Annotated in this window: 17 protein-coding genes and 1 tRNA gene; 3 read left to right on the top strand and 15 right to left on the bottom strand. The window is 54.6% G+C overall.

Features of this window, described 5'->3' with window-relative positions; genetic code table 11:
* Positions 1 to 11: 11 nt before the first annotated feature.
* The 7 genes from QMP16_RS03290 to QMP16_RS03260 form a co-directional block, all read right to left on the bottom strand.
* Positions 12 to 548 (bottom strand): GNAT family N-acetyltransferase, encoded by a 537-nt coding sequence (locus tag QMP16_RS03290; protein ID WP_058277925.1) that lies wholly within the window; start codon positions 546 to 548, stop codon positions 12 to 14.
* Positions 545 to 1,153 (bottom strand): LysE family translocator, encoded by a 609-nt coding sequence (locus QMP16_RS03285; RefSeq protein WP_282151204.1) that lies wholly within the window; start codon positions 1,151 to 1,153, stop codon positions 545 to 547. Before QMP16_RS03285 ends, QMP16_RS03290 begins: the two co-directional genes overlap by 4 nt.
* Complete coding sequence (locus QMP16_RS03280; protein WP_282151203.1) at positions 1,150 to 1,650, bottom strand: GNAT family N-acetyltransferase; 501 nt, start codon at positions 1,648 to 1,650, stop codon at positions 1,150 to 1,152. Before QMP16_RS03280 ends, QMP16_RS03285 begins: the two co-directional genes overlap by 4 nt.
* 84 nt (positions 1,651 to 1,734) lie before the next feature.
* Positions 1,735 to 2,004, bottom strand: coding sequence for a 50S ribosomal protein L27 (gene rpmA, locus QMP16_RS03275; protein ID WP_058271644.1), 270 nt, complete (start codon positions 2,002 to 2,004; stop codon positions 1,735 to 1,737).
* Positions 2,005 to 2,015: 11 nt separating this feature from the next.
* Positions 2,016 to 2,627, bottom strand: coding sequence for a 50S ribosomal protein L21 (locus QMP16_RS03270; protein ID WP_282151202.1), 612 nt, complete (start codon positions 2,625 to 2,627; stop codon positions 2,016 to 2,018).
* 208 nt (positions 2,628 to 2,835) lie between these two features.
* Entirely contained in the window at positions 2,836 to 3,636 is an 801-nt protein-coding gene (locus tag QMP16_RS03265) for a DUF2059 domain-containing protein (RefSeq protein ID WP_282151201.1), read from the bottom strand.
* The gene (locus QMP16_RS03260) at positions 3,636 to 4,484 is read right to left on the bottom strand and encodes a DUF2059 domain-containing protein (RefSeq protein ID WP_282151200.1); all 849 of its coding nucleotides are present in this window, start codon (positions 4,482 to 4,484) and stop codon (positions 3,636 to 3,638) included. The genes QMP16_RS03265 and QMP16_RS03260 overlap by 1 nt, the downstream gene beginning before the upstream one ends.
* Positions 4,485 to 4,601: 117 nt before the next feature.
* On the opposite strand from QMP16_RS03260, the gene QMP16_RS03255 reads away from it, so the two are divergent.
* Positions 4,602 to 4,691, top strand: a tRNA-Ser gene (locus tag QMP16_RS03255).
* 256 nt (positions 4,692 to 4,947) lie between these two features.
* Here the strand turns inward: QMP16_RS03255 and QMP16_RS03250 are convergent.
* The 7 genes from QMP16_RS03250 to QMP16_RS03220 form a co-directional block, all read right to left on the bottom strand.
* Positions 4,948 to 6,027: a tyrosine-type recombinase/integrase gene (locus QMP16_RS03250; RefSeq protein ID WP_282151199.1), complete on the bottom strand. Its 1,080-nt coding sequence runs from the start codon at positions 6,025 to 6,027 to the stop codon at positions 4,948 to 4,950.
* Between the two features lie 687 nt (positions 6,028 to 6,714).
* Positions 6,715 to 7,128, bottom strand: a complete 414-nt coding sequence (locus QMP16_RS03245; protein ID WP_170393091.1) for a hypothetical protein — start codon at positions 7,126 to 7,128, stop codon at positions 6,715 to 6,717.
* Between the two features lie 10 nt (positions 7,129 to 7,138).
* Positions 7,139 to 7,525 carry a hypothetical protein gene (locus QMP16_RS03240; RefSeq protein ID WP_282151198.1) on the bottom strand — a complete coding sequence of 129 codons (387 nt, stop codon included), beginning with the start codon at positions 7,523 to 7,525 and terminating at the stop codon, positions 7,139 to 7,141.
* Between the two features lie 287 nt (positions 7,526 to 7,812).
* On the bottom strand, positions 7,813 to 9,333 hold the full coding sequence (locus QMP16_RS03235) for a hypothetical protein (protein WP_282151197.1): 1,521 nt from the start codon (positions 9,331 to 9,333) through the stop codon (positions 7,813 to 7,815).
* 188 nt (positions 9,334 to 9,521) lie between these two features.
* On the bottom strand, positions 9,522 to 11,291 hold the full coding sequence (locus tag QMP16_RS03230; RefSeq protein WP_282151196.1) for a hypothetical protein: 1,770 nt from the start codon (positions 11,289 to 11,291) through the stop codon (positions 9,522 to 9,524).
* Positions 11,292 to 11,514: 223 nt separating this feature from the next.
* Positions 11,515 to 11,922, bottom strand: a complete 408-nt coding sequence (locus QMP16_RS03225; RefSeq protein ID WP_282151195.1) for a helix-turn-helix domain-containing protein — start codon at positions 11,920 to 11,922, stop codon at positions 11,515 to 11,517.
* 81 nt (positions 11,923 to 12,003) lie between these two features.
* Positions 12,004 to 12,795 carry a hypothetical protein gene (locus QMP16_RS03220; protein ID WP_282151194.1) on the bottom strand — a complete coding sequence of 264 codons (792 nt, stop codon included), beginning with the start codon at positions 12,793 to 12,795 and terminating at the stop codon, positions 12,004 to 12,006.
* A 380-nt stretch (positions 12,796 to 13,175) separates the two neighbouring features.
* On the opposite strand from QMP16_RS03220, the gene QMP16_RS03215 reads away from it, so the two are divergent.
* Positions 13,176 to 13,565 carry a hypothetical protein gene (locus QMP16_RS03215; RefSeq protein ID WP_170393097.1) on the top strand — a complete coding sequence of 130 codons (390 nt, stop codon included), beginning with the start codon at positions 13,176 to 13,178 and terminating at the stop codon, positions 13,563 to 13,565.
* 114 nt (positions 13,566 to 13,679) lie between these two features.
* On the opposite strand, the gene QMP16_RS03210 is transcribed toward QMP16_RS03215, so the two are convergent.
* Positions 13,680 to 13,886 carry a hypothetical protein gene (locus QMP16_RS03210; protein WP_282151193.1) on the bottom strand — a complete coding sequence of 69 codons (207 nt, stop codon included), beginning with the start codon at positions 13,884 to 13,886 and terminating at the stop codon, positions 13,680 to 13,682.
* 110 nt (positions 13,887 to 13,996) lie between these two features.
* Between QMP16_RS03210 and QMP16_RS03205 the strand changes: the two genes are divergently transcribed.
* Positions 13,997 to 19,609, top strand: coding sequence for a RecQ family ATP-dependent DNA helicase (locus QMP16_RS03205; RefSeq protein ID WP_282151192.1), 5,613 nt, complete (start codon positions 13,997 to 13,999; stop codon positions 19,607 to 19,609).
* Positions 19,610 to 19,862 lie beyond the last annotated feature (253 nt).

Below are 19,862 nucleotides of genomic sequence, written 5' to 3'. Positions count from 1 at the left end.
TCGGCCACAAGTCAGAGTTTTTTACTATATGTCCAGGTGGGCACATTCGCATCGCGCGCCACCGAGTAACTTTCGGCATCACCCAGATACTGGAACCCACAATGGGTCAGAACCCGGGCCGAGGCAGGATTGTCCTGAAACACGCTGGCAAACAAATTCGAGTTTTCAAGCGGGTTAGCTTTCACCAACATCTCGACGGCCAGTGAGGCTACGCCTGTATTCCAGTAAACAGGCGCCACCCAATAGCCAACTTCGGACTGATTGCGATCCAGCCGTGTAAGCGAAATCAGACCAATCAGTTCCGGCCCACCATCTTTGGTGGCGTCCATCGCCCAGACGTCCTCATCCCGGTCTTCAGCCATCGAACGCGTCACAAACGCCTCGACCGACCCCGGTGGCAGCGGATGCGGGATCGACGTGGTCATACGTGCCACGCGCTCATCGCCTGCATAATGCTCGATGAGACCCATATCCGACCGGCGCAATGGGCGCAGATCGAACCGCTCGGTTTCGAGTACCGGCTGGTTTATTATTGTCTCGAGTTTCATGAGTGCGTTCCTCCTCCGAACAACACAAAAAATACGGACGCAACAGTGAGACTTGCTAACGTCCACATCAGATATTTTTCCACGGGCCGACCTTCAACCACGTGGGCAATTCTATCTCCGGCAAATGTCCAGATCGGGTGTAAAACCGCCTGGCAAAGCAATAAACAGAGAGCGATCGTGAACGTCGCGTTAAAGCTGGGCGTGCCAACCGCAACGAACCCGGTAAAACCGGCTATGATCATGGCCCATGCCTTTGGGTTAAGGGGATGAACGATCAAACCCGCCCAAAAACCGGGCACGTCTCCAGTGGCTTCACTGCGCGAAAGACGCAGGTTCGCGATCTTCCACGCCAACCAGCAGATATACGCCGCTGAGGCGTATTTCAGGACCGAAAAGACAATCGGTGCCTGATCCGCGAGCTGCAGCAGACCAAAACCCACCGGCCAGATGATCAGCTGTTTGCCTAGGATCACACCGGCCACAAACGGCAGAGCCGCCCGAAACCCATAGCGTGCACCTGTGCCTAGCAGGACCATGTTGGCGGGTCCGGGCGTTCCGACCTGAGAGGCTGCGAAGATCAGGAAACTGGCGGTTGCAACGGTCATTGCATCGCCTCCCAGTCCGCTCGACGCAGCAGAACGTCCTGAATTATCACATCTTCGTTGGTCGACCGCGCCGTCGCACGATGCTGCCCATCTGGTTTGAACCCAAGTTTGGACAGAACCGCCTTGGACCGTTCGTTGCCGACGTGATAACCCGAGGTGAGTTCCTGCCGATCAGATCGAAAGAACCTCGAAATCATCGCACGGGAGGCTTCGGTCACATAGCCCTGCCCCCAGGACGCTTTGGCAACCCAATACCCCAACTGAGATCCGGTCGAGATGCAGCCAATGACGTTCTCTTCCCGAGTGATGGCAAAGGCATCATCTTCGGCAGCCATCGCGTCGACAAATTCGGTCGAATGCGTGGCCTCATAGGGATGCGGCACCACTGTCAACCAGCGCACCACGTCCAGATCGTTCAGAAGAGTGACAAGACGCGACGAGTCCTCACGCCGAAACCGACGTAAGACAAGACGCTCTGTTTTTATCACTTCGGTCATGGGACCGCTCCTGAAAACGAGAAAGGGGACCGGCACTTTCTGCCGGTCCCCCATGAAATTTTCTTAAACCTTCTGGGTTTCGGCTTACTCTGCGGCCTCCGCCACTGGCAGGACCGAAATAAAGGTGCGGTTTTTCAGTCCCTTGTGGAACTTCACGGCGCCATCCACTGTTGCAAAGATGGTGTGATCTTTGCCCATGCCTACGCCTTCGCCCGGCCAGAACTTGGTGCCGCGCTGACGCACGATGATGTTGCCTGAAATGGCGGCCTGGCCACCATACAGTTTCACGCCAAGGCGGCGACCAGCTGAGTCGCGACCGTTACGGGAGGAACCGCCAGCTTTTTTATGTGCCATTCTGTCTCTCCTTAGCCTTTAGCCAGATCTTTGGCCTGCTCAACCCATTCGGGTTTCACTTTGACCGTTTCGATAGCAGCAATCTGATCGTCCGACAAGGCGGCCAGAGCGGCAAAGCTCTCGATACCGGCCTCATTCAGCTTCTTGGCAGCGGCGGGGCCGACACCGGTCAACTGGGTCAGATCGTCAGCGGCAGCGGCAGGTGCCTCTGCTTTGGCTTCAGCTTTCTTGGCAGGCTTTTTTGCCACGGGGGCAGCTTCGCCAGCCGGCGCCGAACCGGTTGCAGCTTTGATGCCCGACTTGTCGGCGCCTGACGCCAAAATGTCGGTGATCTTGACCAGAGTCAGCTTCTGACGGTGGCCAACGGTACGCTTCGAGCTGTGCTTACGACGGCGTTTTACGAAGTTGATGACCTTGTCACCTTTGATCTGTTCGATCACTTCGGCCTGAACGCCTGCGCCTGCGACGAACGGTGCACCAACAACCGGAGCGTCGCCGCCCAGCATCAGAACATCGTTGAATTGAACTGTTTCACCTGCGTCGGCAGCCAATTTTTCAACGCGGAGGATATCGCCCGCTTGAACTTTGTACTGCTTGCCGCCAGTCTTGAGGACCGCAAACATGCGTCTTTCCTTTGTCTAATCGCGTTCTATGGTCCCCTACCGGGCGTTTTTGGCTTTCGCCACCTCGAACAGCGCGCCCTTTTCGGGCTGTGTGACGACCCGTGGGACAAGGCCCTGGGGTCAATAATAACGACACCCGGCGCGGAAAACCGGCCGGGATGCGCGCTTATCCATAGATTGATCGGCAAAGTCAACATCAAATACAGGATCAAAGATCCGATGCGCTAAGCGCCCGTGAGACCGCCTGACCCAGTTGAAAATAGATATGGTCATACATCTTATCGAATCCGTCAAAAAAGGCTTCGTTTACTGCGCGTCCGGTCTCAGTACGGGAAAAAGCAATGTTCTCCCGCATCTGAGCCTCATCGAGCGGTTGATAGGCCACCAGAAGGAAGGAATACAACCAGATGCGGTTTTCCTCGGCAAGCCTGTCCTTGTCCGACAGGAGCTGCGCCAGAATATCTTCCGAGCTGGTTCCGGCATCCGCGCTGAGGCCGCGAAAAAAGTTATAATCCGAACTAAGCGAGCTTTGTACGTTCTTTTCGATCAGGTCGTTGACTTCGATATACTCGCCGACCAGCCGGTAAAGTTGGGTGCCGCCTGCCCCGTTCAGATAGTTTTCACGCGCCATGTCCTTGATGGTTTCATCTGCAAAGGCCTTTCTGGCCGAGTTTTCCAGAGTTATAACGGTTTGCCCGACATCACTTTCAAAGAACAGGATGGCGCGATCCATCTGGCTGGCTGTCAGGCTGACCTCAAAAGTCCCAGAAATTTGCTCCTGCATCCACTGCGGATCATAAATTTCGTCCACCTGATTATCAAAGAACGCCCCGCCGTCACCACCCAGAAATGTGTCGTTCAGGCCTTTCGCTTGAGCCAAGCCTTCGTCGCGCAGAATATTGACGACCTGCTCCAATTGAAGTGCCAGCATGAGGCGTTCAACCCGCTCGGACGCCGCCAGTGGCATGGCTGTCAGCAAAACGGCGAAACAAGCAGCGATCAGGCGCATCAGATATCCTGGGCCGGGTGCAGTTCCGCCATCCGCGCGGCCAGATCTTCAAACTTCATGGCCATGATTTCGTATTGGATGGCATTCAGCAGCTCATAGACTTCTTGCATCAAAGGCTGCTCCAATGCCTCAGCATAGGCGACGACTTCAGTATCCGAGAAATCCTGATAGGTATAGGCTGCCCCGGCAAGCGCGGACAGCTGCAAAGCTTGTCGCATGCCGGTCTCGTTTCGCTTCATCATCTGACGCAGTTCATCCGCGCCCAGTTGCAAGTCAATCACCCCCGAGGCGCTGGCAGCCAGCAAAAAGCGCACCTGAATTTCCTGCAGCGCACGTAATGCCGTCCCGCTGGAATCAATTGCATTGTTCATGCGTTTCAGATTTTCGACCCGCTTGGATCCATCCTTGATCAGGTCCGAGACGATTTTCTGCCCTTCCAGTTGCTTGGCATCGTCATCTTCAACCATGTGCGATGCATTCTCGGACTCGACCAGCCGTTGCCCTAGGTCGGATGCATAGAACTCGACCGCATGAGTCAGCGCCTCATCGCTCAGCGTTTGTTCCAGAATAGATACGGCTGTTTCGCGCATGTCCTTGGTGTCAAAGACTTCTTCGGTCAGGCGTGTCCAGTCCGACCCAAACCCGTCAGGATCGATTCCCAACATTTGCGGGGCCGAGGCCGAGGCCAGCGCGATGCTTTCAAGTGCAACGTCGAACCCGGTTGTTGTCAAAAAGGCTTCGATCCGGTCCCGTCCGGCAGCAAGTGCTTGCTGCGACCCGTAGATTACGAACAGAACGGCGGCGAATAGCGGCAGGATAGTTTGGCGTAAAGGATAAGTCATACTCATGAGCCTAGGGGAAATACCGCGTCAGGCAACGGAAAATCCCGGCTTTGTCATTTTCAAGAATTTTCTGCTTGCACCCCCGCGCGTTCCTCACTAAATCCCCCCCTCACAGACCCCCGCGGAGAGGTGCCGGAGTGGTCGAACGGGGCGGTCTCGAAAACCGTTGTGGGTGCAAGCCCACCCAGGGTTCGAATCCCTGTCTCTCCGCCACTATATCCCTGATAAGTAAGAATAGTTATCGCCAACGAGGCGACTCATCAGGTGCCCATGCCAGCCCTCACAATCCCGAAACTTGACATACTATGTCACATTTCGAGCTCCGGTTGCGCCGGCTATGTCATCGGTCCAATCCAATTTTCACGGCAAATGCGTCGTTCAGACAACCATTGCTGATCGAAGATCGACAAAAGGAAACGGGCCCCGCAGATCTGCGAGGCCCGTATTCAGGTCATGAGCCAGCGAAGATTTACCGGAAGCCGTTGTCCCCATCGGAACTCGCGGCATCTTGCTCTTCCTGGGTCAGATACCGGAAGTAATAGCGCTCGGTCGTCCTCACCGACACATGGCCGATATAGCGGCTGACCCGGTAGATGCTCCAGCCCTCCTGCAGACGTTCGATCGCGAACTTGTGCCGGATATCGTGCAGGCGTGAGCCAAATCCAGTTTCTTGCCCGTATTCCCAGAACAGGTTCGACGCATCCTTGTAGTAGCCGTGATCGCTCCGGTTCCAAAATAAGTATGGAGACGAATTGGAGCGCGGAATGCGAAGGAGGATGTCGATCGCCGCTTGTCGCAATAATACGACCCGGATCTTGCCCCCCTTGGTTTTCCGATAGGTGACCTTAACGTTGCCTTCAGTCGGCCGCTCCAATCCCTTTATGTCGGACCACTTGAGCATCGCCGTTTCGGTGACCCGCCCCCCGGTTTCGTTTAGGAACTCCGGAAAGAACGCCAGTGTTCCCGGTGCTCTGGCCCCCAATTTCCTGATTGCGTCATCGGTTGGAATTTCAATGTCTGGCAAATTCTCTTTCATTCCCTGTCGTTCATAGGACACGACTGGGTTCTCACTAACCCAACCTTGGTTTTTCATCTCAGCCATCAGGTGCCGGAACGCGGTCAGATCGCGGTTGATCGTAGACACAGTGACACCTTTGTCTTTCCTTCGCTCGACGAACTCGGATACCACGGCCGTTGTAATGTCCGTTGCAAAGAGATCGCGAATATCACGGTCCTCATCTTCACAAAGCTCATCGAGGATGTTGAGTATTTGGCGCAGGCTTGTCTTGTAACGCTTGACGGTCTCGTCCGACCAAGCGGTGTCTCCCTGCCCCATTCCGTCGTAGAACTTGACGTAACCGACCTGAAACAACCAATCGTCTTCGCCCTTATCGGCTTTCGCCCGCAATTCCTTTATGCGGTCTTTCGCCTTCTTTTCCGCGACGCGCTTCGAAGTTGTTCGAAGCGACTCTCTGTGGCGGACTCCGTCGATCGTGACACGGAGATGCCAGTTTTTGCTTCCCGATTGCTTGTAGATGTTGCTCGACATTTTTTGTTTCCCTCATTGAGCCAGATGTGAATTGCGTGTTGGTCAAAAAGCCAGAGACCTTCACGTTTTGTGGCGCCAGGGATTTCCTGCTTGCTTGCGAGGTCAGTGATCTTCCTTTGGGAGAATCCGCTGAGGCGCGCGACGACTGCTGCCTTGATGGGAGGAGGTCGGTTGGCCAGCCCATCAATCAGCTCAAGGTTTTCGAATGAAGCAGGGTTTCGGACTGCTCGTTTAGCCATTGTTTTCATGTCCCATTATTGTCTTTCGGGGCCCTATCCTGTGCCGTTGGTGGAAACTGAGAGGTTGAAGCGGCAGAGCTTGTGGCCAAGATGACCAACCTGGCGGAGCCGCTTCGATCACCTCGCGAACGCCCAATTACGATTCAGGCATCCCTGCCCCGAATTTTCTGGTGTTCTCTGGTGCACGAGTTTTCATTTTCTCCTCACAACTTCGTTTGGGTGTAAGGAGCAGTTAGGCGCGGCTACTCAAAGCTTGGAGATTGGTTTGAATCCCTATTTTGAGACCGAAACTGAAACGACTGGGTCAATTCCATCTCACGAAGATGGATTCGCGATGCCCGGGATCGTCGGTAAATTTCTGATTCAGCAGCCTGTGTGGAGCAATGGAGGTCGGTTGCCTGTTAGGATTTGCGAGCGGCGCAGTTGAACGTCGCCGCTCCGCATCTTGTCAGGACGATGCACCAATCAGCAATTGCGCCTTCACCCGCGCCCTCAGGCGATTTCGGAGAAACTGAAACTGACTCCATGCCAGAATCCGGCGACGCAGGTGCTCCAGTTCGCTGTCGATCAGAACATCTTCTTCAGTGTCCATCTCGAGCACCTTGTTTCCGTACCCCGCGCACCGCGCATTTGCAGCGGAGACGAGATCTTTGCCGATCATTGCGATACACGCATCGTCCCGCTCATCGAGAACGTCGCCGCGTTCCAGCCGCTCCAGCATATACGAAAAGCTGCGCCGCATCAGCCCGCGCGGAATTGGTCCATGCCGCGCGCAGTCGTCTGCAAAAGCGGCCGCTTGCGAGATCACGCAAGCACCCAGTTCCTCGAGCGTTTGTTCCCGGCGAATGTATGTGTAGCTCATCACGATCTCCTCACGCCGCCGCTTCACTCTCAGCCACTAAATCAGCCACTAAAGACGTGTGCGTTGGTTCATCAATTCTGGCGATCAAAGCTTCCAGCTGGTCAGTCAGCCCGCAGATGACCAGTACCGCCGGATCTTCCGGTGAAATCTCAGCGAAAAATCCGCTTTCAATACGGTCCGGATCACCGACGTGCTCCAGAGTGAGCAGGTCGCGCAGCCATTCCAGGCCACGGCGATGCTGGACCGTGTAGGCGTTGGCAGTTGCGACCGACGCGCGCAATCGCTGCAGGCGCATCAGGGCTGCGGATCCACCGAGCAGCAACACTGCATGTTGAAGATCGAGATCAGCAGATTCGAGGAACATGCCGACCTGCGTCAGGATTTGGTTGTTATTCATTGGGAATTACCCTGTGTTTACGCCGCCCCCATCGGACGACAAGCGCGCAGGCGGGGGCGTTCTCCTTTCACCCTGCACGTAGTTTATGTTGATCTGAGCTCTGAGCTTTCTCTCATCTTGCTGCTCACAAAGACGTAGCAAGATGAGAGAAAGTCAGGGCCGGGATACTTCACACCCTATTAGGCACGCGACCGATCGAAGTGAGGAGTCGCCGAGGGCTATTGAGTAGATTTTGCCGCCTATGCCGCACTTGTTATCAATCTGGGGCGCGGTGAATTATATCGCGATCACGTTTGCATTGTCTGGGTCTTGCATTCTCGATCCAGCTGCGGAACCGCGTTTTCAACAAAGGCGCCGAAGGCTTTTTTGTTCGGTCTCGATTCAGCAATTTTCGCGAGGATGTCTTGCGCTTCCAATCGCCGGTAGCGATCTGCGTTCAGCTCATAGAAATGTCGGCTTGTCTCTTGGGCGTGACCGCAGAGCGCTTGCGCGACGCGTAGATCCAGATCGGGGTCCTCCACCACGGCATCATATGTGAGACTACGAGCGACATGTGGCCCGTGGCCAGTCAGTCGCCGCATGTTTTCCCATAGCCAATTGTCACCGAAAGGTTTCCAACCGCGAGCAGGATTGCCGAACAGTGCCGTTCCGACCCGCGCCTCATAGACGGCCCAAAGATGCATTTCGCCGACTCCCATTAGTAGCGTCGCATCCAGATAGGGGATCAGACATTCTGCAAGTCGACCGTTGATGAAAGTTCCAGTCTTGGATGTCTCGATCTCCACGCGCCAACCTTCACTATCTCTAAGGAATTCCCTACCGATCCGCCCGGTCCGCAGGTCGAGAGAGCGCAATGGCAGTTTCGTCAACAAAGCCATAGCGCCAGCAAGCGCGTAGTCACGCCGACGGGTACGGATATGATCCTGGTGAGGAGCCTGTTGAAGTTGCGCATGGGCAATTTCTGCGAGGTCAACGAGATTCAGTGGGTTCTGTGCCAAAGCCACCTCCTTCCGACGCAGATCAGACGAGGACTCCAGTTTCAATGCATTGTGCGTTTCCATAAACGCCTCGCGAATTTCGCTGGGATAGTTGGCGTGTTTTGCAAAGCCTGCGAGTGCGTCGCAGTAATTTGCTTTGCTTCGCGTTTTGATGTCGCTGTCGAATACGTCTTCGGCGAAGGCTTTCGCCGTCTCCATCGAAAGCTCCACTGGCATTTGCCTGCTATTGGTGATCCGAACCAAGCGTCGCAGAGCGCAGGACAACAATTCGATCCGGGCACTGGACAACCCGTTGGGCTTTTCGGACCGCGCGGCGATCCGAGCCATTTCCGTATGGAAAGGTTCCGGAAGGTCATGAAACGAGGGCTTCTTATGCGAAGGCGATTTTGGGCGGGTAACCGTTCGACGTATGCGTTGACATTGTTGTAGGAAGATTGTGTCCGGGTTCTCCGGATCAATTTCCGACATCAATTCAGCCAGAAGCCCGAGGTTACGCGCGTCTGCCTTGAAGCTTTGCATTGTGGCATCATCAAGTCGAGGCATCGACTGACGCCAGCGCATCCAGCGATCGGCAAGACGGATCAGCGAAGGCTCGCAGACCTCCTGCAACTCCGATTGGATTGCGAGAAATCGCGACCAGTGCGGTGCACGAAAGACGAGTTCGAGTGGGCGGCGGTCAAATGCGCCGCTCTCGATCGCCCACTCCATGCCCTCTTCGGTTTCAAACGCGTATTTCCGAAGCAGCCCTGCCTGACTACTCAGGCTGTTTTCTTGCCACCCGTCCGCCCTCAGGCGATCAAAAAAAGCCACTCCAGTCTCCCGCGATAGCTTTTCCGCATAACCATGATGTCGCGCGGTCTCGATGAGACCGCGAAAGGCTGAGGAAAGAGCATGCCTACTCGGGTGAAGACTTTTTGCATAATAGGCCCGTCCAGTATCGACATCGGCGAGATACCGACGCATAGGCGGCGGCAATTCCTGTTCCGTGATCAGATACTTCATCTGTTTTTCCCTTTTGCGAGTGCGTTGTTGACGGCATCCAATCCATCCTGGCCGCGTTGAATGGCTGCAGTTTGGTCAAAGAATGCGTAAGTCTTCGAAACCGTGGCTGGAGAGTTGTTGAGAAGTGCGGATACGACGTTCAGATCGGCGCCGGGCTGATTGATCAGGATCGAGGCGATGGCGTGACGCACCTGATGCAACTTCATGTATGCATCGGCCGATGCGGTGGCGTAACGCCAGGCATCAGCCGCGTTGCTGTAGCGGGCTCCCCCAAGCAGCAGACGTGGATCCGGGTTGTGAAGCCGCTTCATGAAGAGTGGACGCGCTTTGTTTAGCCACCATTCCAGGATGCAACGAGGATCAACCTTGCCGCGTTTCTTGATCAACGCTGTCAGAGGTTTCTTGTTTTTCATCATTTCCTTTGGAATGGCGAAGCTGACGGTTCGCGAACCAATCGGGAAGGAAACATTGGCCTTCTCGCCAGTGACTGACAGATTGACCAGTGTATCAACCCGAAGCGGCATAAAGGTCAAAACAGCGGCCATGGCAGCGGCAAGTGAAAGTCTCACAGCTCGCGCCTGATCACCCATCGAAAGATCTTTATAGTTTTGGATGAGCGGCACAGCCTGGATATGAAATTCACCTGCGAGAGACAGAAACTTTTCGACACGCCGAGGTGACGTGACAAGGCGCCGGCAGAACGCCTGGTTTGCCTCCGTCATGGTGTCCCAATTTTTGAAATATTCGGTCTCAAAGAACTCTTTTTGAACTTTTGAGAGTTCAGGGTGAAACTCACGGGCGAAACGAAATGCTGTACCCATATTCTTTTTGAGCGTTCTGGCGCCGAGCGGTTTCCAGTAGTATTCGCCGCCTACTTCCGCATCGAAGGCCGCAAACAGGTTATCCGCCGTGGTCAACTTCGCAATGGATTGGCCACCGCTCAAATCCAATCGACCGAGTTCACAAAGGCAGGTGAAGTACCAGTTCAGATCTTCCCCAGCAGATTTGACAGTCTGCGGAGAGAGCGGGGCGCGACGGCGGCCTGCCAGGAGCCCATCATAAAATCGACCGAGGCGCATCGTCGCCTGGTATTGTCTAATAGCCGAGATGACTTCGGCCGGTAAATCTGGTGTCACGCGGTGACGTGTGGCCTTGGGAATCTCACCGATAACAGATGGCAAAAGCGAGGGTCCGACAGTCTCCGGGAACTCATGCAGGCGATCCCGCAGACGCGCAGCTTTACGAATTGCGTTCTTGCGGCCCTGATCGTGACAGTCTTTCATCCAGAGGTGCAACATATCAATATTCAGCTGCGCCGGCTGGACGCCCTTGCTTCTTGCCAGGCTTGTCAGAACGGTCAGTGCAATAAGTTCTGGTGTTTGGATGTTATTGCCTTTTCTACGCGGTTGGATCAGAGCGGTCGCAGCTTTCTGGAGCTGTGACCAGTCGTCCTCCAGCCCGCGCAAACGCTTTTCCTCGGCGCGCAATCCTGACGCGTGCGCCATCAGGCTCTTTACGTTGCCGTGCCACGTTTCAAACTGCTTGAAAGTGTCGAATCCTTCGGGCGCATCCTTGTTGGCGATGTGACTTGACCATCGTTTGACGAAGGCATCGACATCGATCGGGATCATCGCCAGCGGACAGTTGTACGCGGGCAATTTCCTACATTTGTTTGCGGATCCCCGGATCTTTTTCGCGTTTGCTTGCGAGTAAGGGTAGTCTCCGGCGTCGAGTTTTTCGACGGCTTGCTCGAGGGTCATCTGCATTCTTGCCTCCATCATTGGTGTTTTTTTCGGCGTTAGTGACGCGGTTAATCTTGGAAATCCGGGTGATCTTCAGAGATGCGTTTTGAGGTTCTTTTTTCGAATTTCGGCACTCTGAAAACGAAATGAGGAAAAGGGCTCCAAAACGTATTTAAATGAGGTTTTGTGGGTGTATTCCTCATTTTTTTCAAATCGAGCAAAGGTGCGAATTGCGGTGTTTTCGGCCTCACACAGCATCAAAAAGCCCCTGAATCTGGTGTTTCCGGAACCGGATCGAGCCACCTATCCGGAGGCTTGGAATGATGTTGTCGCGGGCGTAATTGCGGATGGTTGCCGGAACGCAGCCGAATTCCGCAGCAAGGTCTTTGCCAGTCAGCAGTGGCTCAAGCAGTGCTGGATGTTGATCTTGATCCAGCATCTCGGCATGGGGCACGCGTTCGACCCGCCAGACATCCGTGATGGCATAGCGCGGGCGCTTCCATGGCCCGGGCGCGGGACGAATACTCAATTCGCGCAGTACCCGGCGCACGGTGTCCGGATGCAATTGCCAGCGGTTCGATATCTGGGTTTGTGACAAGCTTGGCAAGCCGGTCAGCGCTGCGGAGTTGGTTCTGAGTGTGGATAGTCGCTTCATAAAGAGCAGATGGGTCCACAACGACGATCTGGGAAAAAAATGCCGAAACTTGTTTTGCTGCCCCACGTTAAAGGCCGCCGACTAACAGTTGGTGCCTTTAGGGATCTTTACCAACTCGTCGCGGATGCAGACTTTGTAAAAACTGTTTTCGGACCACTTTGTTCTTGCGTGGCGAACACGAATGCGGACATCGGTGACGCCCGGACGTTCACCGTTTTGACAGATCACGGCAGCGTATTCATGAGACTTGAGAGCGCTCCACTTTCTCAGGAGCCGCTTCAGTTTAGGCTTGAATCCTCGCATGTCAGGTATGGGAGCGTCGCGAAAACCTTCCCAGCCACGATTATGGAGAACCGCTTTAAAGAGCGAGAACTCCGGCCAATCCATATTTTCGTGCAGTGTCAACAAGGTGATGAAACCGGGCTCTAAATCGGTTTTCATGCGGGCGATGTCTCTGGTGTGCATGAGTGCATAGGGTCTTCGCATGGACATCAATACGGCGGCATAAATCGAAAACTGCCAGACAAGGACTGTTGGTTTGCCCGCCTGAACTTCCAACACGTCGAAGAGATCCGTCTTCATTCGCAGATCGTGGATCGCATTCTCGAGGAAACGAGCACTTTTGGACTTTGGCGCAAAACCCAATGTCCGAAATGTATTCAGCGTGTGGTAGTGCCGACAAAGGTACTTGTCTGAGTATTCATACCTGATCGGCTCCTTGTCGAGCACGACCTTCGGCCATTCATCCTCTTCAAGATGCTGCAGATATATCAGCGCAATCAGCAGCTTTTTTGCACTGGGTCCCAGCGGCGATAGTTTGATGTATTCAGCCATCGGACGAGAAATGATGAAGCGGCCATTGTCTTCGGGCATGTCGTTCTCCGTGTTTCGTATGTCAAAAAATTCGTACCGACACGCTCGCTCCAAAGACGGTTTGATAGGTGTGTGAAAATACCGGATCGACGGTGCGCGAGACCCGGATCGTGATTTTGGTCAACCGGAGGATCGCTTCTTCATCCCGGATCGATGCGACGAAATTTTCTATAAAATACTGATTATAAACATATTTTATGACCGCGAAGTCATGGAAGTGCCTGAAATCAGGAAATCAACAAATGGCCTGCGGCCCATTTGGATTTGTTTTTTTCGGGACTGACAATCGTCGAGCAAAAAATATCCAAAGAATTACTTCTCGCTTCCGGTTCTGATCCCACTTCCTGTTTACGAGGCAAACCGCAATCAAAGAGAAACCTATGACTTTAAAAGAGTATCTGTCGAAATCTATGGTTAATACCATTGCCAACGGAGCATTGCTCCTGGATCAAGATGGCCGGACCATTCGGTTCACACTATCAATGACTGAGTGTTCCGTTTTGGGAGTGCTTTTTTTCCGCGGCGATTGGAGCGATGATTTCGGCCGCCCTGGTCTGATACCTGTGATTGAAAAAGTGAGCTTCGATGGAGTTGAAAACTTCTCGGTCGAAAACTTCAAATTGCCGCCGGAGTTCATGCAAACCGCTTATGACGTTCTGCAACAACGTTTGGCACCCGAGAAACTTTATGTGCCTGAGGAGGCAGGAGGCTGGATGTTAACATCCTTCAATTCGAAGCCATTGGGCGGACTTGATGGAGCATTCGCTTAGCCCGCGGTTCTCCACTTCCGCCCTTTCAAGCTTGGCACTATAGAAAGTGCAACTTGCCGAGGACACGATCGGCAAGTTGCTTTGCTTATTTGGATGTGAACGGCCCCAAATTTTTCACCCACCTGTTAAGCTCGACGCGCGATGCAATTGGCCTGAGGCCCAATCACCAAGACCTGCGTGGCCATCCCAAACCGGCCATTCAAAATAATCAGCATCACCGCTGCGCGGTTCCCGAAAACGGATAAAGACTAAAAGCAAAAAATATCTGGTTTGTTGGAACCACCCCGTCAAGGCCGTATCCGGACTTTGATTGATCGCCATCACTTGTGGCTTTGCAACCAATAGGTTTAGTCATCACTTCCCGCCCGGGTTGTACATGGTCTCAAAAAGGTATTCTCTGACTACAGTCTTGGAACAGTTGCGCATCACAAATGAACGGTCGACATAACGAGTTTCTTTCCAAATGTCTGTCCATCGATCTGGAGGTGGATCCCAAAACCTCGAAGGTATTTGCCTTTGCCGCCGTTCGAAACGATGAGCAACCGGCTTTGAAGTCGAAATCCAGCGCGCTGGAGAAAGATCTCGATCGCCTGGAAGAGGCCATCGCAGGCGTCCCACATTCGATTGGGCACAATTTCCTGCACCACGATATGGAACACCTAATTGCCGCCAGACCACATCTGACCCAGATCATGCGGGCACCAATTGATACATTGTGGCTGAACCCGCTGGCCTTCCCTCGCAACCCGTACCACCATCTGGTCAAACACTATCAGGACGGGCGGCTGGCTGCGGGGCATATCAATGATCCAGAACTTGACGCCCGGCTTGTATTTGAGGTGTTCGCTAATCAGCTCGATGCCTTTCAAAACCTTGCCGAAAGCGAACCAGATGCGCTTGTAGCCTATCACTTCCTGGCCACTCGAACGGAACAATCCGAAGGGTTCGACGCAGTTTTCAAGTACCTAAGAAGAGCCAATTGCCCGCCGCAGGATGAAGCCGTTCCCGCCATCCGTCGGATGCTGGACGGTCGGGCTTGTAGTAAACGGGTCGAACAGACTCTGGCAAGGCTTAGCAATCCCCGAAACGGATGGCCCATGGCCTATGCGCTATCCTGGATCACCGTAGCGGGTGGGGACTCGGTCATGCCGCCCTGGGTTCGGGCGCAATTTCGCGAGGCATCTCTGATTGTCCGGCATCTCAGGGATACGTCCTGCAAAGATCCCGCCTGTCAGTGGTGTGCTGAACAGAATGACCCGGTCCGTGCGCTGAACAGGTGGTTCGGGTTCGACAGTTTCCGCCCACAGCCTGTGGACCCAGATGGTCGCCCTCTACAGGAACGCATTGTCGATGAGGCCATGTCCGGAACAAGCCTGCTCGGCATCTTGCCAACAGGCACTGGAAAGTCCGTGTGTTATCAGGTGCCAGCCTTGTCGCGGTTCGACAAAATAGGGGCGTTGACCGTGGTCATTTCCCCGTTGGTCGCGCTGATGGCAGATCAGGTTCAGGGTATGGAGCGCGTAGGCATTTCCTGTTCCGTGACTGTGAATGGTCAGATGTCCATGCCCGAGCGACAAGACGCTTTGGACAAGGTCCGCATGGGGGATGCGGGCATTTTGATCATCTCGCCCGAGCAATTACGCAGTACATCGATCCGGTCGGTACTGGCTCAGCGCGAAGTTGGCCTGTGGGCTATTGACGAGGCGCATTGCGTGTCGAAATGGGGTCATGATTTCAGGCCGGATTACAGATATCTGGGACGCTTCATCAAAGAGTTCTCGGGCGATCAAGCCCCTGCCCCAATCCTCTGTCTCACGGCCACCGCCAAACCAGAGGTCGTCGCCGATATCGTCGAACATTTTCAGTCTCGCGCCGGGGTCGAGCTGCTGTCCCTTGATGGTGGAGCATCGCGGAAAAACCTTACATTTGATGTCAGGCCTACGACTAAGAACAGCAAACTAACCGATGTCCTGAACGTGATCGAAGAGCTGCTTCCCGCTGAGGGCCGATCCGGCGCCGTGATCTATTGCGCGACGCGTAAAGAGACCGAGCGCGTTGCCGAGTTTCTAAAATCACAAGGTATGGACGCGGCACATTTCCACGCTGGACTTGGGTCCGATGACAAACACGACGTTCAGGAACGGTTCCGGGTCGGAGACCTGCGGGTGATCGCAGCCACCAACGCTTTTGGCATGGGCATCGACAAACCCGACATCAGGCTGGTGGTGCACGCAGACATCCCAGGGTCCTTGGAAAACTACCTGCAGGAGGCTGGGCGCGCCGGACGCGACCGGGAAATCGCCGATTGCGTGCTTCTGTACGCGGGGGATGATGTAGAACGCCAGTTCAGGCTGTCCGCGGGTTCGCGTTTGGCACGGCATGAAATCGGAGCCATTCTCAAAGCCCTACGCCGGATCGACGAACGCACACGCAAAACCGGCAAGATCGTCGCCACTGCGGGTGAGATTGTCCGGTTCGAAAAAGATCAAGAATTTGAACGGGACAGCGCGACTGATGACACACGAGTCAAGACGGCCGTATCGTGGCTTGAAGAAGCAACACTTGTTTCGCGAGAAGAGAACCGTGTTCGTATTTTCCCTTCTTCGCTAACGGTCCGCACACTGGACGAGGCGAAACAACGGCTTGCGGATGCGGAGATCACTCAAGCGCATCGCAAACAATTGCTGGCCATCGTGCAGCATCTGATTTTGGCCCCGGCGGATGAAGGGGTCTCAACCGATCAGCTCTGCGGCGTCAGCGGTTTGACACCCGGCGCACTGACCAAGGCGATGGCCAATCTCGAAAGCTTTGGCATCGCGCGCAACGACGTTGCGATGACGCTCTTCATCCATGTCGGTGTGGCGCAGTCTTCCTCCGGGCGCCTCACAGAGGCCGCAAACCTGGAACGGGATTTGATCGCGTCGATGCGAGAGCTGGCACCGGATGCGGACAAAGAGACTCCAATACCGCTGAACCTGCAGGAAACCTGCCAGCATCTGCGCAATCAGGACCATGCCGATGCCCGCCCCGATTTAATCGACAAACTGATCCGGGGCATAGCTCGGGATGGCAAGGGGCAGGATGGAGGCACCGGCAATATCCGCTTGCGCAAAATCAGCCGAAACACTCTAAACGTGACGCGGATAAGAACGTGGGAAGTCATTGCCCAAACCGCTGAGGTTCGGTGGCAAGCTGCCGGGATTCTTTTGAAGTTTTTGACGGGTCGACTCGACAAAGGCGCGCGTGGCAAAGATCTGCAGGTCGAAACTACCGTAGGTGACCTTCTGGCGCAGCTCACACAAGATGCCGTTCTGAAATCCAGCGGTCTGCGGGATATGACCAAGCTGTTGGAACGCTCCCTGCTTTGGATGCATGAACAGGGCGTTTTGACACTGGGGAAAGGGTTGACCGTATTCCGCCCCGCCATGACCGTATTCCTCAATCCCGAAGGTGGTCAGTTCACGCAATCGGACTTCCTCCCTCTGGAAGAGCATTACGCCGAACAGACGCTTCAGACCCATGTCATGGCAACTTACGCGGAAACCGGCCTCGAGAAGATCACAGACGCCGAACGCCTATCGGAGGATTACTTCCTGCTCAACAAAGAGCAGTTCATGAAACGTTGGATGCCGGGCATGGCACGAGAGGTCAAGCGACAGACAACCAGCAAGTCCTGGACCGCCATTGTCGAAGATCTGGGCAACAAGGTCCAACAGGACATTGTTGCGGACGATCGGGACCAGACCAATGTGTTGGTTTTGGCGGGTCCCGGATCTGGGAAGACCCGTGTTTTAGTGCACCGGATCGCTTATCTATTACGGATGAAGCGCGAAGACCCGCGCGGTATCCTGGTACTGGCCTATAATCGCCATGCCGCTGCCGAAATCCGTGTTCGCCTACGAGCGCTGGTGGGCGATGATGCGGCGGGGGTTACGATCTCGACTTGCCATTCGCTTGCGATGAAGCTGGTTGGCGCCAGTTTTGCGGGGGTTCAGGCCGCGACAGAAGACTTCGACAATGTCATTATGGAGGCGGTGCGCCAGCTCAACCCCGAAGGCCTCACAAAAGCCGAAGCAGAGGCGCAACGCGAGAGCCTGATTCAGGGGTTTCGCTGGATTTTGGTGGATGAATACCAGGACATTGGCCCGGAGGAATACGCGCTCATTTCCGCCGTGGCCGGTCGTTCTCTGGAAGATGCCGAGCTTAAACTAAGCCTGTTTGCCGTGGGCGATGACGACCAGAATATCTATGCTTTCAACGGGGCTTCCGTGGATTTCATCCGCAGATTTGAAGAGGACTATAAGGCCAGACCATCTTTTCTGATCGAAAACTACCGGTCGACAGCACATATTATCGAAGCCGCCAATCAGGTCATATCCAAGGCGCCTGAACGCATGAAAATGGATCACCAAATCACAATCAATCAGGCGCGGCTCTCTCAACCCAGCGGCGGACGTCTGGAGGGGAAAGATTCCGTTGCCCATGGCCGAGTGCAGTTGCTGGACGTCCCAGCTGGCGCGATGCAGCAATCTGCAGCAGCAATCAACGAGCTGATACGCCTTTCTCGCCTGGACCCCAATTGGAACTGGTCCCGCGTTGCTGTGATTTCCCGAGACTGGAAATCACTGGATGCAGTTCGGACCTATGCCGAAGCACAAGGTCTGCGCGTGGATATGGCCAACGAAGACCTTCCGAATGTTTGGCGACTTAGGGAGACCCAACGTCTGGTGTCCGGGTTACGCGAGAAACAAGGCGCACTTCTGGGCATTCAGGATATCCTCACGGTCCTGAACGTTCAGTCTCGCAACAAATGGGTGGATTTGCTGGCAGAAGGTGTGGCGGAACTGGCCCGTGAGTTGGGCACCAAATCTATGCCAGTACCTGACATCATTGAATGGATCGCGGACTGGTCCCGGGATACACGCGGTGAACAACGTGGACTGCTGTTGCTGACGGCGCACAGGGCCAAGGGCCTTGAATTTGACCATGTCGCCATTCTAAACGGCGGTTGGACCCGAGTCTCGAAAGAGGAGGATAACGAAGCCCCTCGTCGCCTATTCTATGTGGCAATGACCCGCGCACAGCAAAGCCTAACAGTGCTGACATCCGGAACGCACCCCTTTCTGAAAACGGGTTCAGATTCAGTTCTTATCAGGCATGTGACGCCCGATCTCGACGAAACCTCTTTGCCTGCAACAAAATACCAGATGCCCGCGCTCGATATTGTAGATTTGTCATTCGCCGGTCGCCAAAGGGATGCACATGAAGTCCACAACGCCGTGCGCACAGCGAATGTAGGGGACACCCTTTCCCTTGAGTTTCAACAACCTCATTGGGTTTTGTTGGACGCCCTAAAACGTGTTGTCGGACGTATGGCCAAATCGTGGAAGCCACCCCGCGGGCATGTTTTTGCGTCTGGCCAGATCGGGGCCATAATCAACTGGCGTAAGATTGATAGTGGCGAAGACTACGCCCACTACCATAAGCGCGATGGTTGGGAGACCTTATTGCCAGAGTTGATCTTCCGACATGAGAATACCGAAGCCTCGCATACTCAGCCGAAACCAACAGCCCGAGAGGATGTTCAGACCGTCCGTGTAAGAGACAATCCATATCGACAAGCGGCCGACCCGTCTGCAAATGCAATGGATATCTCGGTTCAAGAACCACAGGAGATTGATCGTCCATCGAAACTCGACCTCAAAACACTCCTCACCACAGCTATTGCTGATACGCGTTCCTGGAATGAGCTTTCGGCAGCGTTGAAACAGAAAGACATCGCACTGGCGGCCAAGGGCGGCGGCCTTGTGGTCAAAAACGCCTCTACAGGCAAGGAGATCGGTAAGATATCTGCGCTTGGGTTCAAATATATCGATCTGATCCGCCACTACGGCGAAGGTTTCCCTGATCACCCTGCGACATGGTTGGTCGAGAAAGCGTTGAACGACAACTACGCACCCAAAGGCCCGAGACGAACAAAGAAACTAAGGAACCGCAAAAGAAAGTCGGGCGATGACGACGATTTTTCGCTGATTGAAGACTAATGGGCTGGGTCAGTTTTGGGAGTTTCGGTCGGCGCCCAACCAATAATTTCCGTTGGCGATTCAACGCCACATGACCCGTCTTGCGGTAAACTGGCATCGGCTTGACTGGCTGACGGTATTTCTTCCTTGCCCACGGAAGCGCTCGTAGCCTATCAAGCACCTGCAGCAACTTTCGAAACCGTAGGCGATCTCTCCTACCCAGGGCGAAAGCGGCGTGGCGTTCAACCTCGCCGGCGCAATGCAGGAACGCCGG

Origin of the sequence: Ruegeria atlantica, assembly GCF_947495585.1 — a bacterium.
Taxonomy (GTDB): domain Bacteria; phylum Pseudomonadota; class Alphaproteobacteria; order Rhodobacterales; family Rhodobacteraceae; genus Ruegeria; species Ruegeria atlantica_G.
Note: the sequence above shows the minus strand (reverse complement) of the source record. Positions and strands in the feature narration are given on the sequence as shown.